Source organism: Campylobacter sp. RM5063, from assembly GCF_024723655.1.
GTDB lineage: Bacteria > Campylobacterota > Campylobacteria > Campylobacterales > Campylobacteraceae > Campylobacter_D > Campylobacter_D lari_D.
Map to the genome: position 1 here is coordinate 44772 of NZ_JANQDA010000007.1, position 22951 is coordinate 67722.

The window sequence follows — 22951 nt, forward strand, 5'->3', positions numbered from 1 at the left end:
AGTTTTTATTATTGAAGTAGGCTTGCCAGTTTAGTTTGTAACATTACATTTGAATGAGCATTTGCAAATAAAAATGCATTTTCTTTTAGGTAATTTGCATTAAAATCATTGATATTTTGAGCTAAGTCATTATTTTGTAATTTGCTTTCAGCTTCTTTAGTGTTAATACTAGTTTGCAAAGATGAGTTGATATTAGAATGGATAGCGTTAATTCCAGCACCAATATCTGCGCGTAAAGAACCTACTTGATCTTGAAAATCACGAATTCCGTCTTGATTTTCAAGGCTTAAATTTGCTGTGCTTGGTTGATTTAAATTAATACTTTCAACCCCAGTACCAACAACAAAATCCATACTCTGAAATACATTTTTTCCATTAAAAGTCGCATTAGAAAAAGCATCATTGATTGAAGTTACAAGTTTGCTTGCTTCAGAATTTAGCATACTTTTTTGTCTGTCATTTAAAGCAGCATTGTTTGAGCGCACTGAAAGTTCATTGAGTTTGTCTGCAGTAGCTGAAATGTTATTTAAAGTTGAATCAGCAATTTGTAAAACTCCTATGGAATCATAGGCATTTAAAATACCTTGATCTATAGTGCTATATTGACTTCTTAAAGAATCAGCTATGGCTAAATTTGCTCCATCGCTCCCATCTATAGCACGGATTGCAGCTATGTTTTCTAAAGCTTTTTCTTGGCTTTTTTGAGCTTGATTTAAGTAGTGATTTTGTTGAGTTGTTCCTATATCGCCTATTTTCATCTTTGACTCCTTTTAAAGACTTATTTTATTATATCATTTTTTTGTTTTAAAATTTAAGAAAAACAAAATTACTTGTGATAACATGATAATTTTCATCACAACTTCACTTGCACCATGAATTTTTATAAATTCTTGAGTTTTAGTTGCTTCTTCTCCTAAACTTTGTGCTTCTAAAACATAAGCAGTGAAGTAAAATATAAAAAGCAAACTTAGTGCCAAAATGATCAAAGAAAGCATAAATTTTGAAAAATTTATTTTAAAAGTTAAATTTTTGTCTTTAAATGAAAAAATTTCTATTAAAATAGACAAAACACTCACACTTAACAAAACATAGCCAAATTGTACAAAAATGTGTGTCATTAAAAGCCCACTTTGAAAATGAGTTAAAACCCCTTCACCTATGAATTTAGCAGGATAAAATATAGTCGGAGCTAAAAATACACCTATGCTAATTTCAATCCCAATTAAGCTTGCTAGTAAAAATAAATATATTGATTTCATATTTTCTCCTATAATAAAGATAATTATAGTCTAATTTTTTAAATTCCATGCAACAAAGGCTCTATCAAATCCATTATAATCTTGATAAAAAGTAGCTTTAAAATCATTTTCTTTTAAAATTTTATTTAAAATTGTTTTTTGATCATAGCCAAACTCACATGCTAAGACTTTTGTGTTGTGATTTTTGGCAAAAAGAATAATTTCATGTAAAATTTCCCAACCTTTATCTCCACCAAACAAAGCATTGTGTGGTTCGTTTTGAACCCATTTATCTAAAGGATAGTCATTTTTTATGTAAGGAGGATTAGAAAAAATAAAGTCAAAATTTCCTTGTATATTTTTAAAATCACAAAGTTGAAAATTGATTAAATTTGAAACATTATGAAAATCTGCATTTTTTTTAGCAAGCTCTAATGCTTTTGGATTAATATCGCAAGCTTGTATAAAAATTTGTTTTAACTTTGCTAAGCAAATACTTAAAATTCCACTTCCAAAGCCAATTTCAAGTATATTTTTAAAAGAGTTATGATCTAAAATTTCTAAACATCTTTCAAGTAATATTTCACTATCAAAACGCGGTATCAAAACCCCTTTTTTAGTAAAAAAATCAAAACTATAAAATTGTGTTTTTTGAAATAAATACTCAAAAGGCTCACCATTTAAAAATCTATCTATATATTCTAAAAAAACTTTCTCATTGATTTGAAATTCAGGATTTAAAAAAATCCAAGCTTTATCTTTTTGCAAAAGCTCACAAAGAATAAAAAGTATATATTCTTTGTGAGTAGGATCTTTTGCGTAAGCTTGCTTTAAAGCTTGTTTGATTGAAATCATTGCAAAGCTTTGATTCTATCATAAATACAAGGATGACTTAGATGAAAGAAAGTATAAATTTTACTTGTTTTAACAAAGGCTTTGTTTTCTTTTGCTAAAGCTATGAGAGCATTTTTCATATCTTCTTTAGAGCTTAGTTTTGCTCCGTGTAAGTCAGCATTAAATTCATTTTTTTGACTCATTTTATTAAGCAGTGGAGAAATAATAAAAGTAAAAATATTTCCAAAAATCAATAAAAGTACAAAAACTCCAGCATTCACTCCATTTAAATGACTTTCAATATAAAAAAAGCTTGGTAAATGTGCAAAGATGAAAAATAAAGCAAAAAGCATCAAAGCACTAGCAAATAACATTTTTAGCAAATCTTTATGCACAAAATGTCCTAGCTCATGACCCAAAACAGCAATGAGTTCTTTTTCTTTTAAAGCATTTAAAAGTGTATCAAAAAGTACTACTCTTTTGCTTTTAAATAAGCCACCAAAATAAGCATTTAATCTTTTATCTCTTTTGCTTGCATCAATAACATAAACACCATTTGCACTAAAGCCACATTTTTGCATTAAATTAGTGATTTTTTCTAATAAATTTTCATCTTCAAGTTTTTTCATTTTGTTAAACATAGGTGCAATAAGTGTAGGGTAGATGAGATTTATAATAAGTATAATTATAAAACTTAGAGCAAAAGCCACTACCCACCAGTATGTGTTAAAAAATTCAAAGCAAAATACTAAGGCATAGATGATTAAAAAGCCAAAAACAAGCATTAGAGCTAAAGATTTAATGCTGTCTTTAACAAAAAGTGCTAAAGTCATATTTGAAAAGCCGTGTTTTTTATCTTTTATAAAGCTTTCATAATAGCTAAGTGGTAAATTTAAAATACTAATAATAAATAAAAATGCAAGCAAAAATAAAGTATTTTCTAAGGTAGAATTTTCTTTTATAAAAATTTCTTTTAAATACAAAAAGCCAAAGCTAATCCAAGAAATGTTAACCATCAGATTATAAAGATTAGAAAAGATTTTGTATTTTTCATTTTCTATGGCGATATTTGCAGCATTTTTATAATCGTACTCACTTAAAATAATTGCTTGTTTTTCTCTTTCTTTTTTTAAAAAAGAAATTTGCACATAAGATATAAAAACCAAAAAAGCTGTATAAATACATAAAATAGTTATCAAAGTCATAGTTTTTCCTTAAATAAATTTGAGTAATTTTATCTTATTTAAAATATATAAAGTTAATCAATATTTTCACTTTTTTCCAAAACCTCAAAATAAGCTTCTTCTAAAATACTAAGTTCATTTTCTAAAGAGTTTAGCTTTTCATAAAGGGTATTTATACCTAGTTCTTGATAGATTGCAGGATTGCTTAGAGCATTTTTGATTTCTTTGATTTCTTCTTCTAATTTATGAATTTTATCAGGATATGAGTTTAAAATTTCATTTTCTTTATAGCTTAGTTTTTTACTTGATTTTTCTTTTGTTTTTACACTTGTTGTAGTGTTTGTTTCTAAACTTTTAGAAAATTCTTCAAAGTCCTTGTATTCTTTTTCATTTTCTAAATATTCACTATAAGAAAGAACTTCTATGTTAATATTTGCATTATCTTCAAAAGCATAAAGTTTAGTTGCTATTTTATCAACAAAATATCTATCATGTGATACAAGCAAAATCGCACCTTCAAAAGAAAGTAAATATTCTTCTAAGATATTTATTGTAGCTATATCTAAATCATTTGTTGGTTCATCTAAGATTAATACATCATATTCTTTAGTAAAAAGCAAGGCAAGAGCAACTCTGTTTTTCTCGCCCCCACTTAGTACACTCACACTTTGCTCTAAAAATTCTTTTGGAAATAAAAATTGTTTTAAATACCCATAAACATGCATATTTTTACCACGCACTTGAATGTGATCGCCACCATTTGGGCAAAAAATTTCTAAAAGTTTTTTATCAGTGTTTAATAAACTTCTGCTTTGATCAAAATAGCCTATTTTAACTTCACCTCTTTTAATCTCTCCGCTATCAAGCGGAATTTGATCAAGTAAAATCTTTAAGAAAGTAGATTTCCCACAGCCATTTTTACCTACTATGGCTATGCGTTCACCTTGTAAAATTCGTGCATTAAAGTCTTTAAAAAGTGTCTTGTTGGTAATAGACTTTGAGATATTTTTAAGTTCAAAAAGCATTTTTTTGCGGTTTTGGCTTTGAGTTTGGTTAAAATTTTTACTTGCTCTTTTGATTTCAAGTTGTAAGCGTTTGATAGCTCCTGGGTTTTTCTTAGCTTCTTCACGCATTTTAAAAATGCGTTCTTTGCGTCCTTCGTTGCGTTTAAGCCTAGCTTTGACTCCTCTTCTTAGCCATTCTTCCTCACTTTTTAGTTGCTTAAGCAAGGTTTCATGGTTTTTAGCTAAGGAAGCTAAAATAGCTGCTTTTTTTTCTAGATATTGCGTATATCCACCCTCAAAAATGCTTAATTTTCCCGCTTCTATTTCTACGCATTTTTGCGCTATAGCATCGATAAAATACCTATCATGAGAGATGAAAATAACGCACATTTTAGAAGCTTTCAGTCTTTCTTCTAAAAAGTTACTCATATATACATCTAGATGATTAGTTGGTTCATCAAGCAATAATATATCAGGATTTTTTAGCAAAAGTGTGCAAAGCCCTACGCGTCTTATTTCGCCCCCGCTTAAAGAGCAAAGCGTTCTGTCTTTGTATTCTAATAGTTTAAATTCTTCTAATATTCTTTGTATTTTTTGGTCTAAATTCCATGCGTCTTTTGAATCTATAAATAAACTTAATTCATCTACTTTTTTTAAATATTCTTTATTTTCAGGATCAAAAGCTAGTTTTTCATTATAGCTTTCAAATTCTTTCAAGGCTTGGTATATTTCTTCAAGTTCTTTTTTGATGGCTTCGCTCACACTTAAGGTGCTTTCAAAGCTTACTTGTTGGCTTAGCATACCTATACTAGTGTTATTTTGTTTAATTACTCTACCGCTATCTAGTTTTAAAGTTCCCATAAGGGCTTTTAAAAAGCTTGATTTTCCTTCGCCATTTTTGCCTATAATGGCGATTTTTTCTCCTAAATTTGCGCTAAAATTTGCGTTTTCTAAAACTATTTTTGTATTAAATTTCTTATTTGCGTCGATTAAATCTATTAAAGCCAAATTTCTTTCCCAAATGTTTTTTACGATTTTACTTTAAAAAGTATTAATTTTGCTTAAATAAAATTACGCCATGAGAGCATTTGTTTTTTTTACTTTATTAGTTTTATTTTTTGCTTTGGCAAATTGGTATATTTATAAAAGATTTTTAAGTAGGGTTGATTTTTTAAAGCCTTATAAAAAGTTTGTATTAGCTTTTGTTTTAATAGTTTTTGCATGTGAATTAATCTTTTTTATAAATATGCGCGGGGACTTTTTACATGAAAAGCTTTATTATATTTTAGCTATTTTTCCTACTGTTACTTGCTTTTTCTTGTTTTTTGGAGTGATTTTTGAAATTGGCTCTTGGATTTTTTTTAATGAAAATAAAAAAGAGCAAATTTTTAGTGTCCAAAGAAGAAAGTTTTTAAAATTAATTTTTGATTCTTGGCTTATTATACTTAGCGTTAGTATGGTATTTAAAGGTTTTGTAAATGCTATTAGCACACCTAAGGTTAATGAGGTAGATATTAAAGTTAAAAATTTAAAAGAAGATTTAAATATAGTTTTACTTTCTGATGTGCATTTGGGAAAAAATTTAGGAGAAGATTTTTTAAAAACCTTAATCGGTGAAGTTAATGCTTTAAATGCTGATATGGTTATTATAGCTGGGGATTTAATCGATGCAGATATTGCTAGTATGCCTTATATTAATTTATTAGAAAATTTTAAATCAAAATATGGTACTTATTTTGTTTATGGAAATCATGAGTATTATAATGATATAAATGCAATAAGCAAAAAGCTTAAAACTCTTAAAAATTTCAAAGTTTTGGAAGATGAAAGTATTGATTTTGGGGATTTTACTTTAAGTGGGACTTTGGATTTGGCTGCCAAGCGTTTGGGTTTTAAAGAAAGCAATATAGAAAAAATCAAAACTCAAATCAATCAAGAAAAGGTTAATATTTTAATCACTCATCAACCAAAGTATGTAAAAACTTATGATGTAAGTGGGTTTGATTTGATTTTATCAGGACATACACATGCAGGACAAATTTTCCCTTTTTCTTTGCTAGTATATTTAGAACAAGGTTTTGTGTATGGGCTTTATAAATTAAGCAAAGATAGCTTGCTTTATGTAAGTAGTGGAGCTGGATTTTGGGGGCCTGCTGTGAGATTTTTAGCCCCTAGTGAGATAGCTTTGATTAGATTAAAAGGAGAATGAGTGGGATTTAGCAATAGTGCTTCAAAAATGTTTGGAATCATAGCAAAATATAAATTTCCAAAAATTATACAAAAAAATATTAATAAAGCTTATGTAAATGCTTTTAATATCAATATGAGTGAATTTAAACCTTTAGAAGAATATGAGAGTTTAAATGCTTTATTTACAAGAACTTTATTAAATGAGCGAGAATTAGAAGATGGCTTTATAAGTCCAAGTGATGGTAAAATTTTAGAACTTGGAAGTAGCTTTCAAAATGATTTAAAAGAAAATTTAGCCTTTAGCATTAAAGGTTCAAGTTATAGTATAGAAGAGCTTTTAAAAAACTCAGCTAGTAAAGAAGAATTGGAAAATGGCATAGATTATGCAAATATTTATTTATCTCCAAAAGATTATCATCATTATCATGCACCTTGTAATATGCAAATTTTAAGTGCTACTTATATGAGCGGGGCCTTATTTAGTGTGAGTGAGGCAAAGTTAGCTAAAATTATAAACCTTTATACTAAAAATGAAAGAGTAGTTTTAAAGTGCTTAGTGGAAGGAAAATTTATACTTTGGATGGTATTTGTGGGTGCGCTAAATGTCGGTAAAATGCACTTTAGCTTTGATACTAGCATACAAACTAATGCAGCAAATTTTGATTTTACTCATACCTATGAAGATCTTTTTGTAAAAAAAGGCCAAAGACTTGGAAATTTTGAGCTAGGTTCAACTATAGTTTTAATCGCTCAAAAAGGGTTTTTAAAATTTAGTAAAAATGCTTATGAGCAAGTTGAATTTTCTAAGAAGATTGCGGACTTTGCTTAGTCTCATCTTCATTAGCAACTTTATATAAAAAGGCAAAAATTTCAGCCACTGCTTTATACATATTAGGTGGGATTTCATCGCCTAGATCAAGTTTGCTAAGCACTTCTACTAAGTCTTTGTCTTCTTTTATGGGTATGCCATTTTCTTTGGCTAAAGAGATGATTTTAGCAGCGTTTTCACCTTTGGCATTAGCTAGGATTTTTGGTGCATTTTGTTCTTCTTTGTTATAGCCTAGTGCAACGGCTTTTTTTGTTTTTTTAGCCATTTTTAAGCCCTTGTGTCAAAACCCATATTAAAGTCATTATATTCTTCTTGATTGTGAAATTTACTTTTAATTATATCGCTGATGAAAAAATTAGAGCTTAGAAGTCCTACTTTAACTAAGGCTTTTTTTAGTTCATGTGCTCTTTCATAAAGTTTTTTTCTAAAATTAGCATTTTCTATCATCATATTTATATCGATGTATTTATCATTACTTAGAGATAAAAATACATTGATTTTTCCTAATTTTTCAAATTCAAGATTAATTTGTGCATAAAATTTATCTTTTTTACCGCGTTTAAAAACTACATTAGATTTTTCTAAATCATCCCAAAAGAAAGGTAAAAAAGTATGAATGCTATTATTGGCTAAAGATAAAAGTTGGTTAAATTCAAGCTGAGCTATAAGACGATTCGCTTGATTTAGTATGCTTTCATTGTCTAAATTTTTGGCTAGATTAGAAACTTGCAAAAGAGTGGATTTAATATCTTTTTGTAATTCTGAAGAAATTTCTGTGCTATCTTTTTGGGTAATTTTTCCAAGATCTTTTATAGAAAGTTCTAATTTTTTTTCTATATTTTTTATATCATCTAAAGAATTTTTTGCCTCATAATTTTTAGGATCTAAAGCTTTTAAAACTTCATTGAGTTTTCTTCCTATTAAGCCTAGTTCTTTGTTTAGATTGTTTAAAAGCTCTTCTTGTAAATTTTGGCTAAAATTAAGATTTTTACTTACATTTTGTTTGAAAATATCTTCTAGTAAAATTTTACCTGAAGTGCTTTTAAATATATCCTCTAGCTTAGTATTATTTGTTTGTAAATTTTGACTTTTACTATCATTTTTACTTAAATCTTCAGTATTTTTTTGTGGTGTTTTTGGCTCTTCTTTGGGATTTTCTTTGATATCTTTACTTTGTGGTATTTTTTCTTCTTTTGTGTTTTGAATTTCTTTATCTTTTGCTATGCTTTCTTGTTTTTGTTGAGTTTCTTTTTTATCCTCTGTGCTTTTTTGTGGAGTTTTTATTTCTTCTTTTAACTCTTCTTTGATGTCTTTAGTGTGTGGAGTTTTGTTTAAATTTTCTTGTGTTGTTTCGGTTTTGTTTTTGTGATTTTTTATATCTTTTAAAAGTATTATAAAATCTTTTATATTTTGGCTAAGCTCTTTTAGTATATGAGTGTTTTGAATTTTTATGTTTTCGGGTTTAGCTAGTTCTTTGTTGATAAGTGTTAAATTTTTATTAAGATTTTTGATAAAATTATCCGCAATATTTTGGAGTTTTTCTTGACTAATAGAACTTGGGTTTTTATTGATATAATTTTTAAAATTTTCTATTTTATCAAATAGCTTAAAAAGTGTTTTGTAGTTTGTATTTTCCAAAGAAATTTTATTATCTTTTTTGTGATTTTGTAAGATGTGAATAAGCTCTTTTAAGGTGCTTGTAGTATCAAGATTTTTAAGATCTAAATTACTTATATCGTGTTTTAAATTTTCACTTGTAGCGCCTTTTATAGTACTTAAAAGATTAAAAAAACTCTGTGGTAAATTTTGTTCTTTTAAAGAATGATTGAGCTTTGCTTCTAAAAATATGCCTGAATTTTTCACTAAAGATGAAAGATTTTTATTATTAATATCTTTAGCAGGCTTGACTAAATCTTCTAAAATTTTAAGCAGTTTTTCAAATTCAGGATTTTTTGAAAGCTCTGCTTGGAGTTTTTTTACTTCATTGGCAAAATTAGGTGCAAAATTTAAAACTTTATGATTTTTTAATACTGCCAAATCAGGATCTTTATTGGTTTTGATTTGATCTAAAAGTTTATTAAGTAATTCTTGTAGTTTTTGATCAATTTTGCTAACATAATCTTTGGGTAATTTAACTTCAGAATCGCTTTTGGAAAATAAAGGATTTTTTAACGCATCATTGAGTGAGGTTTTTTTGTCTGATTTTTCACTTTTATTTTCTTTATTTGTTTCATTTTTTGCAAACTGATTTTGATTATTAGAGATATTAGTTATCATCTAGCATTACCATATTACCAGGTTTTCTTTTAAATTTGGTAAGTTTTTTAAATTTTGGTTTATCGATGGCAAATAGTATCAAAATACTTAATAAAACTATATAAAAATACATAAAGCCATAAGCTTGAAAATAATACATCAAAGTTCCCAAAACTGCAGGCGCGAATAAAGCACCAAAAGAATAGGTAAAAAGAACTGCTCTGCCAAGTTCAACTCTTTTGCTAGGATTATCAAGCATATCATTTGCTCTTGCTAAAGAAAGAGCGTATAAACAACACATACCCATGCCTAGCAAAAATCCAAAAAAGTATTTTAGATAAATATTATATTCTAAAAGTAGTATGCAAAGCATAGCGCTTAAAGCAATAAAAGCACACAATATAATGGCAAATTTTCTGCTAATTTTATCAGAAAGAGTTCCGATATAAAGTTGCGAAATAAAGCCACCTACCATAGTAGAGAAAATAAAAATAGAAGCTTCTTTTGCGCCAAATCCTTGTATAAGTACAAATAAAGAAGCCATGGAAAAAAAGCCATTTAAAAGCATGCCCGCTATAAAACTTGTTACTAAGGCTAAAGGCACTATATCAAAAACCTTAGGAATGGAAATTTTTGTTTTTTGTGGCAAAATAGGCTCTTTAATGCGGATTAAAAATAAAGGAATGGAAGCAAACATAATAAAACTAGCGCTTAAAATAAATACTGTATTACTTGGAAAGTCAAAAGACATAAGTAAAATTCCAAAACCTGATGATGAGTAAAATACAACCTCATAAAAGGCTATCACTCTTGAGCGAATAGTGTTTTTTGCTTTTTCATTAAGCCATGATTCTATTACCATTAAAAGTGCATAATAGCAAAAACCTAGCAAAAATCTTAAAAACATCCAAAAATAAAGATTAGAATTTAAACTATGAAGCATGGTGGCTATACCAAAAATAATAGCAAAAATTCCAAATGATCTTATATGTCCTACTTTAGAAACTATTCTATGGGCACTAATTGTACTTACCATAGCACCAAGAAAATAACAACTTCCTATTACACCTATATAAAAATTACTAATATTATTATGCTTTAAAATAATAGCTATGGAATTTACTGTTAAAGCACTTCCTATGAAAACAAAAATCATACCAAGAAATAATGCTGTTAGTGATCTAATCGTTCTTTTTGAGCTTAACATTTTCTTATTAAAAAATTATATATTAATACCGCTATGGGTGTGACAAACATTGCACAAAACAAGGCAAAAATACTCATTAAACCTTGAAACTCTAAAAATAAAAATCCTGCTATTAAAAACACATAAGCAAAAATTTTAAATAAAGAAAAAAAAGCTAATGCGTTTTTAAAAATACTTTTAAATTTTGGTTTTAAATCGTCATCTATATGGATAAATTTTATAATTTTTGGCAAAGAATATTGTTTTTTAGCAAAAATTTGTAAAGGTCTTTGCGTAAAATCATAATTTTTAGCTGCTTTAAAAATAAAATTTTTATAATTTAAAAAAGATATTAGAATGATTAAATTTTGAGCTAAAAAGCCAAATTCAAAGCTTATAAAGGTTTTAAAGCTTAATTCTTTGTAAAAAAAAACTCCTGCTAAGAAAAGTAAATTTAATCCTAGCAAGAGTTTTAATAAAATTTTAGGCTTTAGGATCATTTTTTAAATCTTTATAGCGATTTTCTTCTTTAAATTCTTCGTAACTTTTTACTTGTGCTTTATAGGCTTTGTAAACATTTAAAATCGCCGCAGCTACTCCTATAAACACTCCTACCCAAAAAAGCCAAACAATACCGGTTAAGTTTTTTAAAAAATAGCCTATACCAACTCCGATTAAAACAGCCACAACCATGGATATACCAAGGCTTAATCCATCTGCAGCTTCTATACCTTTGCGAATGATTTTTTGTCTTTTATTCATAATGCTTTAAAACTTTCTTGTGCTGCTTGTATAGTTTTATCAATGATTTTTTTATCCATACATTCACATATAAAACCTGTTTCAAATTGAGATGGTGCTAAATATACACCTTTGCTTAGCATCTGCGCATGAAATTTGGCAAATAATTTAGTATCTGATTTTAAAGCGTCTTGATAATTATTAACAGGGTTTTCACAAAAGAAAAATCCAAACATAGAACCAACGCAATTAACTTGCAAAGGAATTTTGCAATCATTTGCAGCTTCTTTAAAGCCTTGAGTAAGTCTTTTGCCTAGTTTTTCTAATTTTTCATATAAGCCTTCATAATTTCTTGCTTTTTTTAAGCTCGCATAACCTGCAGCCATAGCAAGAGGATTGCCACTTAGTGTTCCTGCTTGATATACCCCGCCCAAAGGACTTAATAAATCCATGATTTCAGCTCTTGCAGCAAAAGCAGCTGCAGGAATACCTCCGCCTATAACCTTACCAAAAGTTACTATGTCAGCTTTTATATTATTAACCCCAAAAGAGCCAAGATATGAAGCTCTAAAACCACTCATAACTTCATCAAAAATTAAAAGAATTTGATGCTCATCACATAGTTTTCTTAACTCTTGTAAAAATTCTATTTTAGCAGGTACTAAACCCATATTTCCTGCAATTGGCTCTATGATGATACAAGCTATATTATCATCATTATTGATTAAGTTTTTAACACTATCAATATCATTATAAACGGCTACTAGAGTATTTTTAGCTACATCGGTTAAAACTCCTAGTGAGCTTGGGGTGTTAAAAGTAGCTGCACCGCTTCCAGCGCTTACCAATAAAGAATCAGAATGCCCATGATAACATCCTTCAAATTTGATGATTTTATCTTTTTTACTAAATCCTCTTGCAAGACGAATAGCACTCATAGTAGCTTCAGTGCCACTACTTACAAAACGGATTTTATCCAAATGTGGCCAATCTTTTAAGATAAATTTAGCCAATTTAGTTTCAGCTAAAGTTGGCGCACCAAAGCTCGAGCCATGCTCTAATGCTTTTTTACAAGCTTTTTCAATATCCTCATCACAATGTCCAAAAAGTAAAGGTCCCCAACTTTGCACATAATCTATATAAGTATTTTCTTCTATATCGCTAATATAAGCACCTTTGCCTTGTTTGATAAATAAAGGATTGCTACCTACACTTGCGAAAGCACGCACTGGGGAATCTACCCCACCTGCTATATACTCACAAGCTTCCTCAAAGGCTTTTTTATTGTTTTTCATTTTTACTCCTTTTATTGCTAGTAATATAATCATAAAGTGATTTTATTTCATCTTCTGTTAGCGAGTAAGTTGGCATAATGCTTTTTGCCTCTTGAGGTTGATTTAGAATTTTTCTAAAACGCGTATAAGGAGTGTTTTTAATACTTGGCACAATAAAAGGAATTTTTTCTCCATTTTTAGTGTAATAACCTAGTATTTGTTGACCTCCATCGCCATGACATTTAGCACAACTTATGCCTCTTGGATTTTTGTAAAGGGACTCTTGGTATTCTTTAGGAGAGATAAAATCTTCAGCCCAAGCACCATAAATTATAAAAAATAAAAATAATACAATTTTCATTCATTGCCTTTAACAAAAAAAGAAGTTTTGTTATGATACAATTTTTTAAGTTAAAGAAAGCTATAAAATTTAAGGAAAGAAATGACACTTTTAGATGGTAAAAAGCTAAGTGATAAGTTAAAAGAAAATTTAAAACAAGAAGTATTAGAACTTAAAGCTCAAAGTATAGAGCCTTGTTTGGCTGTAATTTTAGTAGGCGAGGATCCTGCTAGTGCTACTTATGTGGGTTCTAAAGCAAAAGCTTGCGAGCAATGTGAAATTAAGTCTTTAGTTTATAAACTTGATGTAAATACAACCCAAAATGAGCTTTTGGCTTTGATTAATACTTTAAATCATGATGATAGTATAGATGGAATTTTAGTTCAACTTCCATTGCCATCGCATATTAATAAAGATATAATCTTAGAAAGTATTAACTTTAATAAAGATGTAGACGGCTTTCACCCCTTTAATGTCGGAAATTTAAATCTTAATTTAAAAGGTGGTTTTTTACCATGTACACCTTTAGGCGTTATGAAAATTTTAGAACATTATGATATAAAATTACAAGGAGCTAGTGTAGTTGTAATAGGAGCTTCAAATATAGTAGGCCGTCCTATGGCTACTCTTTTGTTAAATGCTAATGCTAGTGTGAGTATTTGTCATATTTATACAAAAGATTTAAAAGCTTATACAAAAAATGCTGATATTGTTATCGTAGCAGCAGGTTGTCCAAATCTTTTAAAAGAAGATATGGTTAAAGAAGGTGTGGTGGTAATTGATGTTGGGATTAATAGAGTTGATGGAAAAATAGTAGGCGATGTCGATTTTGAAAATGTTAGTAAAAAAGCTAGTTATATCACTCCTGTACCAGGTGGAGTAGGGCCTATGACTATTGCTATGCTTTTAGAAAATACTATAAAATCAGCTAAAAATAGGATAAAAAAATGAAATTTTTGAAGAAAATTTATAAATTTACACAATCTTGGACGGGAACTTTAGTAGTTGTTTTATTGATTATATTTTTCTTTATACAAGCTTTTACTATACCAAGCGGTTCTATGAAAAATACTTTATTAGTAGGGGATTTTTTATTTGTAAAAAAATTTTCTTATGGTATTCCAACCCCGCATATTCCTTGGGTGGAAATTCCTGTTTTACCTGATTTTAATAAAAATGGACATTTAGTAAGTGGTGAAGGTCCTAAAAGAGGGGATATTGTGGTATTTAGATATCCGCATGAGCCAAAAATCCACTATGTAAAAAGATGTGTGGCCAAAGGCGGAGATGAAGTAGTTTTTGCAAATAAAACCTTATATGTGCGTATGGTTGAGGGTGATGAATATATGAAAGATTATTATCCTAATAAAACAAAAATTATAGGCGGAAGACTTTTTGTAAAAGAGCCTTTTGTGGAAAAAGGAATACATTATGATTCTAGAGTGGATATAGACAGTGTATTTTTTCGCTATTTAAATTTGGGGCAATTTGCTATGAAGCCTGCTTCTTTTGATGAATTAGGTGCTAATAATATTTATGGTTTTAATGCTTATTATTATAAAGTACCTGAAAATGAATATTTTATGATGGGCGATAACCGTGATCATTCTAGCGATAGTCGATTTTGGGGAAGTGTAGATTATAAATATATAGTTGGGCAACCTTGGTTTATTTATTTTTCATGGGATGAAAATAAAAAAGTTAGATGGGAAAGAGTAGGGCGTTTAGTTGAAACTATAGAAAAAGATGAACGCTTTATTCATCATAATGAAAGCGACATAGAAGCTTTAGAATAATTACCCAAAGAAACAAATAAAAATAGTTTGTGTAGAAAATGTATAGTTTCTACACAAAATTTTTGAAAAATATACAATCTTGATTTTACTCGTAGAATTTTTTAAGCTCCAAGTTGTAACAATTACAAAAATTAAAATTAGTATAAGATAAAAGGATAGAAAATGCTAAGCCAAAGATCTCAAAATTTAGGAGAATCCTTAACTTTAGTAATGACTGATATAGCCAAAACTTTAAAAGCAAATGGTGAGAAAGTTATTAGTTTTTCGGCAGGTGAGCCTGATTTTGATACTCCAGAAATCATTAAAAAAGCAGCAATTGAAGCTATTGAAAAAGGTTGTGGAGCTTATACGCCAGTTGTGGGTATAAAAGAAGTTATAGAGGCTATACAATATAAATTTAAAAATGATAATAGTTTAAATTATAAAACAAGTGAAATCATTACCAATGTTGGTGCTAAACATTCTTTGTTTATGGCGATTGAGTGTTTAGTTGAAGAAGGTGATGAGGTTGTCATTCCAAGTCCTTATTGGGTGAGTTATCCTGAAATGGTAAAATTTGCAGGCGCAACTCCTGTGTTTATAGAAGGTGAAGCAAAAAATGGATTTAAAATCACCCCAGAACAATTAAAACAAGCTATTACTTCAAAAACTAAGGTTTTGATGTTTAATTCTCCATCAAATCCTACAGGAGCTATATATTCTAAAGAAGAAATAAGTGCTTTAGCTAAGGTTTTAGAAGGAACTAAAATAGTAGTTTTAAGTGATGAAATTTACGAAAAATTAGTTTATGATGGAGAATTTTGTGCTTTTGCACAAGTTAGTGAGGATGCTTTAAATAGAACTGTAAGTATTAATGGTCTTAGCAAATGTGGTGCTATGCCAGGGTGGCGTTTTGGATACATGGCAAGTAAAATGAGCGAGTTTAATAATGCTGTTAAAAAACTACAAGGGCAAAGTACATCAAATATTTGTTCAATCATCCAACACGCAGCTTTACCAGCCTTGCTTGGAAAAGCAGATAATGATATTGAAATGATGAGACAAGCCTTTTTAAAGCGTAGAGAATTAGCTTGTGAAATTTTAGCCAAAAGCGATAAGTTAAAATTAGAACAAATTCCACAAGGAGCTTTTTATTTATTTATATCTTGTAAAGAAGTTGATAATGATTCTATGAGATTTTGTAAAAGACTACTAGAAGAGCAAAAAGTAGCTTTGGTGCCAGGTATTGGTTTTGGCATGGAAGGGTATTTTAGGCTCTCTTACGCAACTAATGAAAAAGATATTATTGAAGGTTGTGAAAAAATCGTTGAATTTGTAAAAAACTACTAATTTCTTAAGCCTGTTAAAAACAGGCTTTCTTTCAAAAAAACTTATAAGCAAGTCTTTGGTATGATTATGCAAAAAATACAGGAAAAATAATGGAATTTGAAGTTCAATATAAAAGTGCAAATGCTAGAGCTTGTCGTATAAAAACTACACATAGTGAAATTTTAACTCCTATTTTTATGCCCGTTGGAACTTTGGCTGCGATTAAAAGTTTAGATGCTGTTGATATGAGTGAGATTTTAAATGCAAAAATTATTTTAGCAAATACTTATCATTTGTATTTAAGGCCTGGTTCTAAAGTGATTAAGCAAATGGGTGGCCTGCACGGTTTTAGTAAATTTGAAGGCTCTTTTTTAACAGATAGTGGAGGTTTTCAAGCTTTTTCTTTAAGTAAAAATTCAAAACCTGATGAAAAAGGTATTCAATTTAAAAGTCATATCGATGGAAGTTTGCACTATTTTACCCCGCAAAGTGTTTTAGATGCACAATATGATTTTAATTCAGATATTATGATGATTTTAGATGATTTAGTGGCCTTACCTGCAAGTAAAGAAAGGATAGAACTTTCTCTAAAACGCACTATAAAATGGGCAAAAGAAGCTATTGATTATCATAAGTTAAAACAAAGTCAAGGTGTGGGAATAGGGCAAAATATCTTTGGTATTATCCAAGGTGGGACTGATTTTGAAGCTAGAAAAATTTGCTCTCAAGCACTTTGTGAGATGGATTTTGATGGGCTTGCTATAGGTGGATTAAGCGTGGGAGAAGAAAATGAGGCTATGTATGATACGGTTGAAGCTATGATGCCTTATGTGGATAACAATCGCCCTAGATATTTAATGGGAGTTGGTACGCCTGAAGATTTAGTAGAAAATGTAGCAAGAGGTGTGGATATGTTTGATTGTGTGATGCCAACAAGAAATGCAAGAAATGGTACTTTATTTACTAGCTTTGGAAAATTTAATATCAAAAAAGCAGAATTTATCACTGATCATGCCCCTATAGACAGCAAATGTTCTTGCTATACATGTAAGAATTTTTCAAGGGCCTATTTAAATCATTTATTTAAAGCCAAAGAATTAACCTTTTTTAGACTTGCAAGTATTCATAATTTACACTATTATTTAAATTTGGTCAAGCAAATGCGTGAAGCTATTGTTAAAGATGAATTTGAAAATTTTAGAAAAGAATTTTATAGGCAAAGAATGTGTTAAATGATGTTTTAAAACAAATTATTAGCAATATTAATATATCAAATGCTTATTATGAATTTGATGATTTTGATATTTTCACTCTAGATATAACTAAAAATTCTAAAAGTGTATTTGTTTTTAAAGAAAATCAAATTTTTGAGTATAAAGATGAAAATTTGATTTTATTTTCTAATACGGAATTTATAGCTATATTAAAAGAAATTTTGCAAAATGAAAAAGAAAAAAATAATACCATTAACCTTTCTATAGAAAAAAGAGAGGAGTTGATTTTAGAAAATAAAAAAGTAAAGAATTTCTTGACAAAATATTTTATATTAAAAGTCAAGCTTAGTAAAAGTTATAACATGGTTTCTTCTGTTTTAGAGGCTTGTAAAATTTGTCATAGTAAGCATCATTTTATAAAGAAAAGTTTAAAAACAATTATTTTAAATTTAGCTGTTTTGGAAAAAAATATTAAAGAAAATATATCAAGATTAGAAGGGATTTACACTTATATTAATACCGCAAGAAATGAAAAAATAAATAAAAATATTTACTTTTTAAGTATTATGTCTGCAATTTTTTTACCTTTAAATTTAATCGTTGGATTTTTTGGTATGAATACCAAAAATTTATTTTTATCTGAAAATGAATATGGAACTTACTATGTTTTGGCTGTGATTTTAACGATATTTTTTATTTTATTTTTATGGTATCAATTTAAAGATAAAAAAGAATTAGATTTGGATGAATTTTCTGTAAAAAAGAAGTAAGTGGTACGCCCAAGAGGATTCGAACCTCTGACCTTTTGAACCGCAATCAAATGCTCTATCCAGCTGAGCTATGGGCGCAAAAATAAAGAGTAATTCTATCAAAAAATTCTTAAAATTAGCAAAAATAAATATTTTTATAGAATTTTTATATTTTTATGCTAATCTTCTTTTTAATATTTTAGCTTAAGGCAAAGTCATGATACATAAGATTTTAATAGCCAATAGAGGTGAGATTGCAGTAAGGGTGATCCGTGCTTGTAGAGATTTGCATATACAAAGTGTTGCTGTTTATACTGAACCTGATTATGAGTGTTTGCATGTAAAAGTTGCTGATGAAGCATATAGAATAGGAACTGATGCCATAAGAGGGTATTTAGATGGTAAAAGAATAGTTGAGATTGCTAAAGCTTGTGGAGCTGATGCTATACATCCTGGATATGGTTTTTTAAGTGAAAATTATGAATTTGCAAAAGAATGCGAAGAAGCAGGGATTATCTTTATAGGTCCAAAATCAGATGTTATCCGCAAAATGGGTAATAAAAATATAGCAAGATATTTAATGAAAAAAAATGGAATCCCTGTAGTTCCAGGTACTGAAAAATTAAATCATTGCACATTAGAAGAAATCAAATTTCAAGCTTTAAAAATAGGCTATCCTGTAATTTTAAAAGCTAGTGGTGGTGGCGGCGGTAGAGGCATACGCGTAGTACATAAAGAAGAGGATTTGGAAAAATCTTTTGAAGCATGCAAAAGAGAAGCACTAAGTTTTTTTAAAAATGATGAAGTTTTTATGGAAAAATATGTTATTAATCCAAGGCATATTGAATTTCAAATTTTAGCAGATAATTATGGTAATATCATTCATCTTTGTGAAAGAGATTGCTCAATACAAAGAAGACATCAAAAAATCATTGAAATAGCACCTTGCCCAAGTATTTCAGAAAAACTAAGAAAAACCATAGGAGTTACTGCAGTAGCTGCTGCAAAAGCTGTAGGTTATACGAATGTTGGGACGGTTGAGTTTTTACTTGATGATTATAATAGATTTTATTTTATGGAAATGAATACAAGAATTCAAGTAGAACACCCAATTACTGAAGAAATTACGGGGATTGACCTTATCACAAGACAAATTCGTATAGCAAATGGGGAAATTTTAGATCTTGAGCAAAGCGATATAAAACCAAGAGGTTTCGCGATAGAAGCTAGGATTACAGCAGAAAATGTATGGAAAAATTTCATTCCAAGTCCAGGCAAAATTACAGAGTATTTTCCAGCTTTAGGGCCATCTGTGAGAGTGGATAGTCATTTATATAAAGACTATACTGTACCACCTTATTATGATTCTTTACTTGCAAAATTAATTGTTAAGGGTTCAAGTTATGATAGTGCAGTTAATAGACTTGAGAGAGCTTTGAAAGAATTTGTGATTGATGATATTAGAACAACTGTTCCATTTTTGATTGCAATTACCAAAATAAGAGAATTTAGAAGAGGGTATTTTGATACTTCTTTCATAGAAACACATATGGAAGAGCTTTTGGAAAAGACAGAAGATAGACACCAAGAAAATAAAGAAGAAGTAATTGCTGCTATAGCTGCAGCCTTACAAAAGATAAAAGAAAGTAGGCAATCATGAGTTTTTTAGATGAATTAAAAGATATAAAAAAAGCACTCCAAAAAGAACAAGGTCAAATAAAAAAAGAAAAGGTTAAAGCGAGTAAAAGCGGAGTTAGTATGAAAAATACTGACTTAGATGCTATACAAAAAGACTTAGCTAAGCAAAATGAAGATAAAAAGCAAGAACAAGAATTTGAAGATATGTTTTTAAAAGAAGAGCGCTTAGCTAATGAATTTATGGAATTTGTAAAAAATAGTGATATTAAAAAGATCTAATGAATAATATTATTGGTTTTTGTACTTTAGAAGAAGAATGTCCTTATCTTGAAAATAGATATTGTAGAAATGAGTATAATTATATATCTTTTATTAACAAAGCGCAAAATCAAGAATTAGTTTCAAGAGGTTGGCGTCGCTTTGGATCATATTTTTCAAGACCAATATGTAATGATTGTAATGAATGTCAAAATTTGCGTATTTTGGTAGAAAATTTCCATTTTAGTAAAAGCTATCGTAGGGTTTTAAAAAAAAATATAGCTACTAAAATAATCTTACAAAAACCTTCTTTAAGTGATGAGCATTTACTGCTTTATGAAAAATATCACCATTATCAAAAAGATAAAAGAAATTGGAAAATTTATGATTTAAATTTTAGAAAATATTACAATCTTTATGTAGATAATGCAGGTACTTTTGGATATGAACTTGATTTTTATATAGATAATAAGTTAGTGTGTGTTGATTTGATTGATATTTTAGAAGATGGAATTTCTAGTATATATTGTTTTTATGATCCTGATTTTTCACATCTAAGTCTTGGAAAATACTCGCTTTTAACAGAAATCAAGCTTGCACAATTAAAAAAATTAAAATATATTTATTTAGGATATTTTGTAAAAGGGTGTCAATCTTTATCGTATAAAGCCGATTATAGTCCAAATGAAATTTTAAAACACACTAGTGCTTTAGATGAACAGGCATTTTTGTGGAGTTAGGTTTATAGAGAGGATTTTATGCAAGTAGTGCAAACTTTAGAATCTGTTAGTGTTAATACTGATGATTTTTTAATGTTTAAATATTTTCAAGATCTTATCCGTAAAAATTTTTCTAAAGTTATAGGTAATAAAAATAAAACCCTATCTTTTTTTGTGGAAAATGAAATTCCTCAAAGAAGATATTTTTTAAAACTTGTTAATCACAAGTATAAAAAAAATACTGGAAACCAAATCGATAATCTTGCTTTTGCGCATTATAAGACCTTTAAATTAAATCTTGCTCAAGCAAATACTTTAAAGCCCGTAATCTTTGCTAAAATAGGTTTTGCACAAAAAAATATCTTAATAACTTTAAGTTCTAATGAAAAAATGTTTGCTGTATATTTAGAGCAATATTTTAAAGGTCATAAAAGTATGTATGATGAGAAAAATTGTATTTTTTCAGTAGAATACAAAGATGATAATACTTTAAATCTTTTAGAAATTTTAGCAAGCGTAAATGAGCATTTAAAATATTGTGTGGATTTTACAATCAATGAAACTCAACTTTTAGAATTTAGAAATAAAATGAAAAATAAAGCCAATACTAATTGGAAATTTAATGCTTTGGCTAAACTTTTTGAGAATTATTTCCAAACTTTAGGATGTAATTCTAGTGATGATTTTGCTACTATTAGACAAAATTATCTTAATTTAGTTAAAATTTATCATCCTGATCGCCATCAAGGTAAAAGCAAAATCGAACAAGCTTATTGCCGTGAGGAATTTGAAAAAATTCAGCTTGCTTATGAGAGTTTAAAATCTTTATATAAAAACAATACATAATCTCCAAATAACATCATTTTAAGTTGCAATTTATTAAAATTAATTTTTATAAAATTCTAGGAAGAAATTTTGGTTGCTGATAGAAAATTATTTTTTTTAAGTTGCATTCTAATAACTATAGGGATACTTTTTTCATATTCTTTAAGTGCTTTTACTGTGCTTTATTTAGAATATAATGAATTTCATTTTTTTATCAGACAGCTTTTTTTTGGACTTAGTGGTATAGCTATTATTTATTTTGTTTCAAGATTAAATCCTGATAGTAAAATGGCACATTATTTAATGATAAGTGTTTTGTTAATCTCTTTTTTATTTATACTTATCTTGCCTTTTTTACCGACCTTTCTTGCTACTGCAGCAGGTGGTGCTAAAAGGTGGATCAGGCTTGGTCCTTTATCTATTTCTCCTGTTGAATTTTTTAAGATAGGTTTGATTTATTTCCTTGCTTGGTCTTATACAAGAAGAATTGATGATAGCAAAAAAGCAATCAAACACGAAGTTTTAATTTTAATTCCTTATTTTATTTTAGCTGCTTTTGTTATTGGTTATATTTATATGACACAAAATGATTTAGGCCAAAGTGTTATCTCTTTTTTCTTGGTTTTTGCTTTAGCATTTTTTGCAGGAGCTAGTAAAAGACTTTTTGCTTTTGGCGTGGTTATTGTTGGAATGATTGGGGTTTTGGTGATTTTAAGTAATCAAAGAAGAATTCAGCGTATTTCTGCTTGGTGGGGAAATATCCAAGATGCGTTTTTACCTTTTTTTCCTGATTGGCTAGCAAGTGCTTTAAGAGTAAGCCATAACTCAGAACCTTATCAAATTTCACATAGTTTAAATGCTATAGCTCATGGTGGATTTTTTGGAGAAGGGTTGGGCCTTGGAACTTTTAAATTGGGATTTTTAAGTGAGGTGCATACGGATTTTGTTTTATCAGGGATTACTGAGGAAATAGGATTGTTAGGATTGAGCATTATATGTTTGATTTATTTGATGGTCATACTTAGAATTTTTAGAATTGCTGGGCGTTGTGAAAATAAGGTCCATTTTTTATTTTGTTCAGGTGTAGCTTTACTTTTATTATTTTCATTTTTTATGAATGCTTTTGGAATTATTTCTTTAACTCCATTAAAAGGAGTTGCTGTGCCACTTTTAAGTTATGGCGGCAGTTCTATGTGGTCTATTTGTCTTGGAATAGGTTATGTTTTAATGATTAGCAAGAAGATAAAAATTTAAACTCATTAATTAAAATATATAAAAATTAACTTAAATAAAAAATATTCTATAACAACTCTTTACAAAAAACTTTTTTCTGCTATAATTATGCTCACATTTATTATAAAGGAGGCG

24 protein-coding genes and 1 tRNA gene are annotated in these 22951 nt (G+C 28.7%); 12 read left to right on the top strand and 13 right to left on the bottom strand.

Annotation, left to right across the window (positions count from 1 at the left end; translation table 11 throughout):
- Positions 1 to 8 precede the first annotated feature (8 nt).
- The 5 genes from CAMP5063_RS03855 to abc-f are packed head-to-tail and all read right to left on the bottom strand — an operon-like array spanning position 9 to position 5268.
- Entirely contained in the window at positions 9 to 758 is a 750-nt protein-coding gene (locus tag CAMP5063_RS03855) for a flagellin (RefSeq protein WP_263660586.1), read from the bottom strand.
- Between the two features lie 33 nt (positions 759 to 791).
- Positions 792 to 1259, bottom strand: a complete 468-nt coding sequence (locus CAMP5063_RS03860) for a DUF4149 domain-containing protein (RefSeq protein ID WP_263661566.1) — start codon at positions 1257 to 1259, stop codon at positions 792 to 794.
- A 30-nt stretch (positions 1260 to 1289) separates the two neighbouring features.
- A complete protein-coding gene (locus CAMP5063_RS03865; protein ID WP_337194860.1) occupies positions 1290 to 2090 on the bottom strand; it encodes a HemK/PrmC family methyltransferase in 801 nt (266 codons plus the stop codon).
- Positions 2090 to 3277 (bottom strand): M48 family metallopeptidase, encoded by a 1188-nt coding sequence (locus tag CAMP5063_RS03870; protein WP_337194847.1) that lies wholly within the window; start codon positions 3275 to 3277, stop codon positions 2090 to 2092. The genes CAMP5063_RS03865 and CAMP5063_RS03870 overlap by 1 nt, the downstream gene beginning before the upstream one ends.
- Positions 3278 to 3330: 53 nt before the next feature.
- Positions 3331 to 5268 (bottom strand): ribosomal protection-like ABC-F family protein, encoded by a 1938-nt coding sequence (abc-f, locus tag CAMP5063_RS03875; protein ID WP_337194848.1) that lies wholly within the window; start codon positions 5266 to 5268, stop codon positions 3331 to 3333.
- A 70-nt stretch (positions 5269 to 5338) separates the two neighbouring features.
- Here abc-f and CAMP5063_RS03880 point away from each other — a divergent pair, with 70 nt between their 5' ends.
- Both CAMP5063_RS03880 and CAMP5063_RS03885 read left to right on the top strand, forming a co-directional pair.
- Positions 5339 to 6469 (top strand): metallophosphoesterase, encoded by a 1131-nt coding sequence (locus CAMP5063_RS03880; protein WP_337194849.1) that lies wholly within the window; start codon positions 5339 to 5341, stop codon positions 6467 to 6469.
- The gene (locus CAMP5063_RS03885) at positions 6470 to 7279 is read left to right on the top strand and encodes a phosphatidylserine decarboxylase (RefSeq protein WP_263660591.1); all 810 of its coding nucleotides are present in this window, start codon (positions 6470 to 6472) and stop codon (positions 7277 to 7279) included.
- Here CAMP5063_RS03885 and CAMP5063_RS03890 read toward each other — a convergent pair.
- The 7 genes from CAMP5063_RS03890 to CAMP5063_RS03920 are packed head-to-tail and all read right to left on the bottom strand — an operon-like array spanning position 7254 to position 13097.
- On the bottom strand, positions 7254 to 7544 hold the full coding sequence (locus tag CAMP5063_RS03890) for a FlhB-like flagellar biosynthesis protein (RefSeq protein WP_133319292.1): 291 nt from the start codon (positions 7542 to 7544) through the stop codon (positions 7254 to 7256). The two genes, CAMP5063_RS03885 and CAMP5063_RS03890, sit on opposite strands and share 26 nt — an antisense overlap.
- Before the next feature lie 2 nt (positions 7545 to 7546).
- Positions 7547 to 9556: a flagellar hook-length control protein FliK gene (locus CAMP5063_RS03895; protein WP_337194850.1), complete on the bottom strand. Its 2010-nt coding sequence runs from the start codon at positions 9554 to 9556 to the stop codon at positions 7547 to 7549.
- Positions 9546 to 10742, bottom strand: coding sequence for an MFS transporter (locus tag CAMP5063_RS03900; protein ID WP_263660593.1), 1197 nt, complete (start codon positions 10740 to 10742; stop codon positions 9546 to 9548). The genes CAMP5063_RS03895 and CAMP5063_RS03900 overlap by 11 nt, the downstream gene beginning before the upstream one ends.
- A complete protein-coding gene (locus CAMP5063_RS03905; RefSeq protein ID WP_012661294.1) occupies positions 10736 to 11221 on the bottom strand; it encodes a hypothetical protein in 486 nt (161 codons plus the stop codon). The genes CAMP5063_RS03900 and CAMP5063_RS03905 overlap by 7 nt, the downstream gene beginning before the upstream one ends.
- On the bottom strand, positions 11205 to 11483 hold the full coding sequence (locus CAMP5063_RS03910) for an AtpZ/AtpI family protein (RefSeq protein WP_039641170.1): 279 nt from the start codon (positions 11481 to 11483) through the stop codon (positions 11205 to 11207). The genes CAMP5063_RS03905 and CAMP5063_RS03910 overlap by 17 nt, the downstream gene beginning before the upstream one ends.
- Positions 11480 to 12757 carry a glutamate-1-semialdehyde 2,1-aminomutase gene (gene hemL, locus CAMP5063_RS03915; RefSeq protein WP_263737662.1) on the bottom strand — a complete coding sequence of 426 codons (1278 nt, stop codon included), beginning with the start codon at positions 12755 to 12757 and terminating at the stop codon, positions 11480 to 11482. The genes CAMP5063_RS03910 and hemL overlap by 4 nt, the downstream gene beginning before the upstream one ends.
- Complete coding sequence (locus CAMP5063_RS03920) at positions 12744 to 13097, bottom strand: c-type cytochrome (protein WP_263659360.1); 354 nt, start codon at positions 13095 to 13097, stop codon at positions 12744 to 12746. Before CAMP5063_RS03920 ends, hemL begins: the two co-directional genes overlap by 14 nt.
- A gap of 81 nt (positions 13098 to 13178) precedes the next feature.
- On the opposite strand from CAMP5063_RS03920, the gene folD reads away from it, so the two are divergent.
- The 5 genes from folD to CAMP5063_RS03945 all read left to right on the top strand — a co-directional run bounded on the left by folD (position 13179) and on the right by CAMP5063_RS03945 (position 18164).
- On the top strand, positions 13179 to 14027 hold the full coding sequence (gene folD, locus CAMP5063_RS03925) for a bifunctional methylenetetrahydrofolate dehydrogenase/methenyltetrahydrofolate cyclohydrolase FolD (protein WP_133319286.1): 849 nt from the start codon (positions 13179 to 13181) through the stop codon (positions 14025 to 14027).
- The gene (gene lepB / locus CAMP5063_RS03930; protein WP_220566758.1) at positions 14024 to 14872 is read left to right on the top strand and encodes a signal peptidase I; all 849 of its coding nucleotides are present in this window, start codon (positions 14024 to 14026) and stop codon (positions 14870 to 14872) included. The genes folD and lepB overlap by 4 nt, the downstream gene beginning before the upstream one ends.
- A 162-nt stretch (positions 14873 to 15034) precedes the next feature.
- Positions 15035 to 16201, top strand: coding sequence for a pyridoxal phosphate-dependent aminotransferase (locus tag CAMP5063_RS03935; RefSeq protein ID WP_263737661.1), 1167 nt, complete (start codon positions 15035 to 15037; stop codon positions 16199 to 16201).
- Positions 16202 to 16290: 89 nt separating this feature from the next.
- Positions 16291 to 17412, top strand: coding sequence for a tRNA guanosine(34) transglycosylase Tgt (tgt, locus tag CAMP5063_RS03940; protein WP_263737660.1), 1122 nt, complete (start codon positions 16291 to 16293; stop codon positions 17410 to 17412).
- Complete coding sequence (locus tag CAMP5063_RS03945) at positions 17406 to 18164, top strand: CorA family divalent cation transporter (RefSeq protein WP_263659363.1); 759 nt, start codon at positions 17406 to 17408, stop codon at positions 18162 to 18164. The genes tgt and CAMP5063_RS03945 overlap by 7 nt, the downstream gene beginning before the upstream one ends.
- 1 nt (position 18165) lies before the next feature.
- Here the strand turns inward: CAMP5063_RS03945 and CAMP5063_RS03950 are convergent.
- A tRNA-Arg gene (locus CAMP5063_RS03950) sits at positions 18166 to 18242 on the bottom strand.
- Positions 18243 to 18360: 118 nt separating this feature from the next.
- Here CAMP5063_RS03950 and CAMP5063_RS03955 point away from each other — a divergent pair.
- The 5 genes from CAMP5063_RS03955 (at position 18361) to ftsW (ending at position 22837) form a co-directional block, all read left to right on the top strand.
- The gene (locus CAMP5063_RS03955) at positions 18361 to 19803 is read left to right on the top strand and encodes an acetyl-CoA carboxylase subunit A (RefSeq protein ID WP_263728781.1); all 1443 of its coding nucleotides are present in this window, start codon (positions 18361 to 18363) and stop codon (positions 19801 to 19803) included.
- Positions 19800 to 20060 (top strand): hypothetical protein, encoded by a 261-nt coding sequence (locus tag CAMP5063_RS03960; RefSeq protein WP_263661557.1) that lies wholly within the window; start codon positions 19800 to 19802, stop codon positions 20058 to 20060. The genes CAMP5063_RS03955 and CAMP5063_RS03960 overlap by 4 nt, the downstream gene beginning before the upstream one ends.
- Entirely contained in the window at positions 20060 to 20779 is a 720-nt protein-coding gene (locus CAMP5063_RS03965) for an arginyltransferase (protein WP_133319279.1), read from the top strand. The genes CAMP5063_RS03960 and CAMP5063_RS03965 overlap by 1 nt, the downstream gene beginning before the upstream one ends.
- Positions 20780 to 20797: 18 nt before the next feature.
- A complete protein-coding gene (locus CAMP5063_RS03970) occupies positions 20798 to 21604 on the top strand; it encodes an adenylosuccinate lyase (protein WP_263737659.1) in 807 nt (268 codons plus the stop codon).
- Between the two features lie 69 nt (positions 21605 to 21673).
- Positions 21674 to 22837 (top strand): putative lipid II flippase FtsW, encoded by a 1164-nt coding sequence (gene ftsW / locus CAMP5063_RS03975; protein WP_337194851.1) that lies wholly within the window; start codon positions 21674 to 21676, stop codon positions 22835 to 22837.
- Positions 22838 to 22951 lie beyond the last annotated feature (114 nt).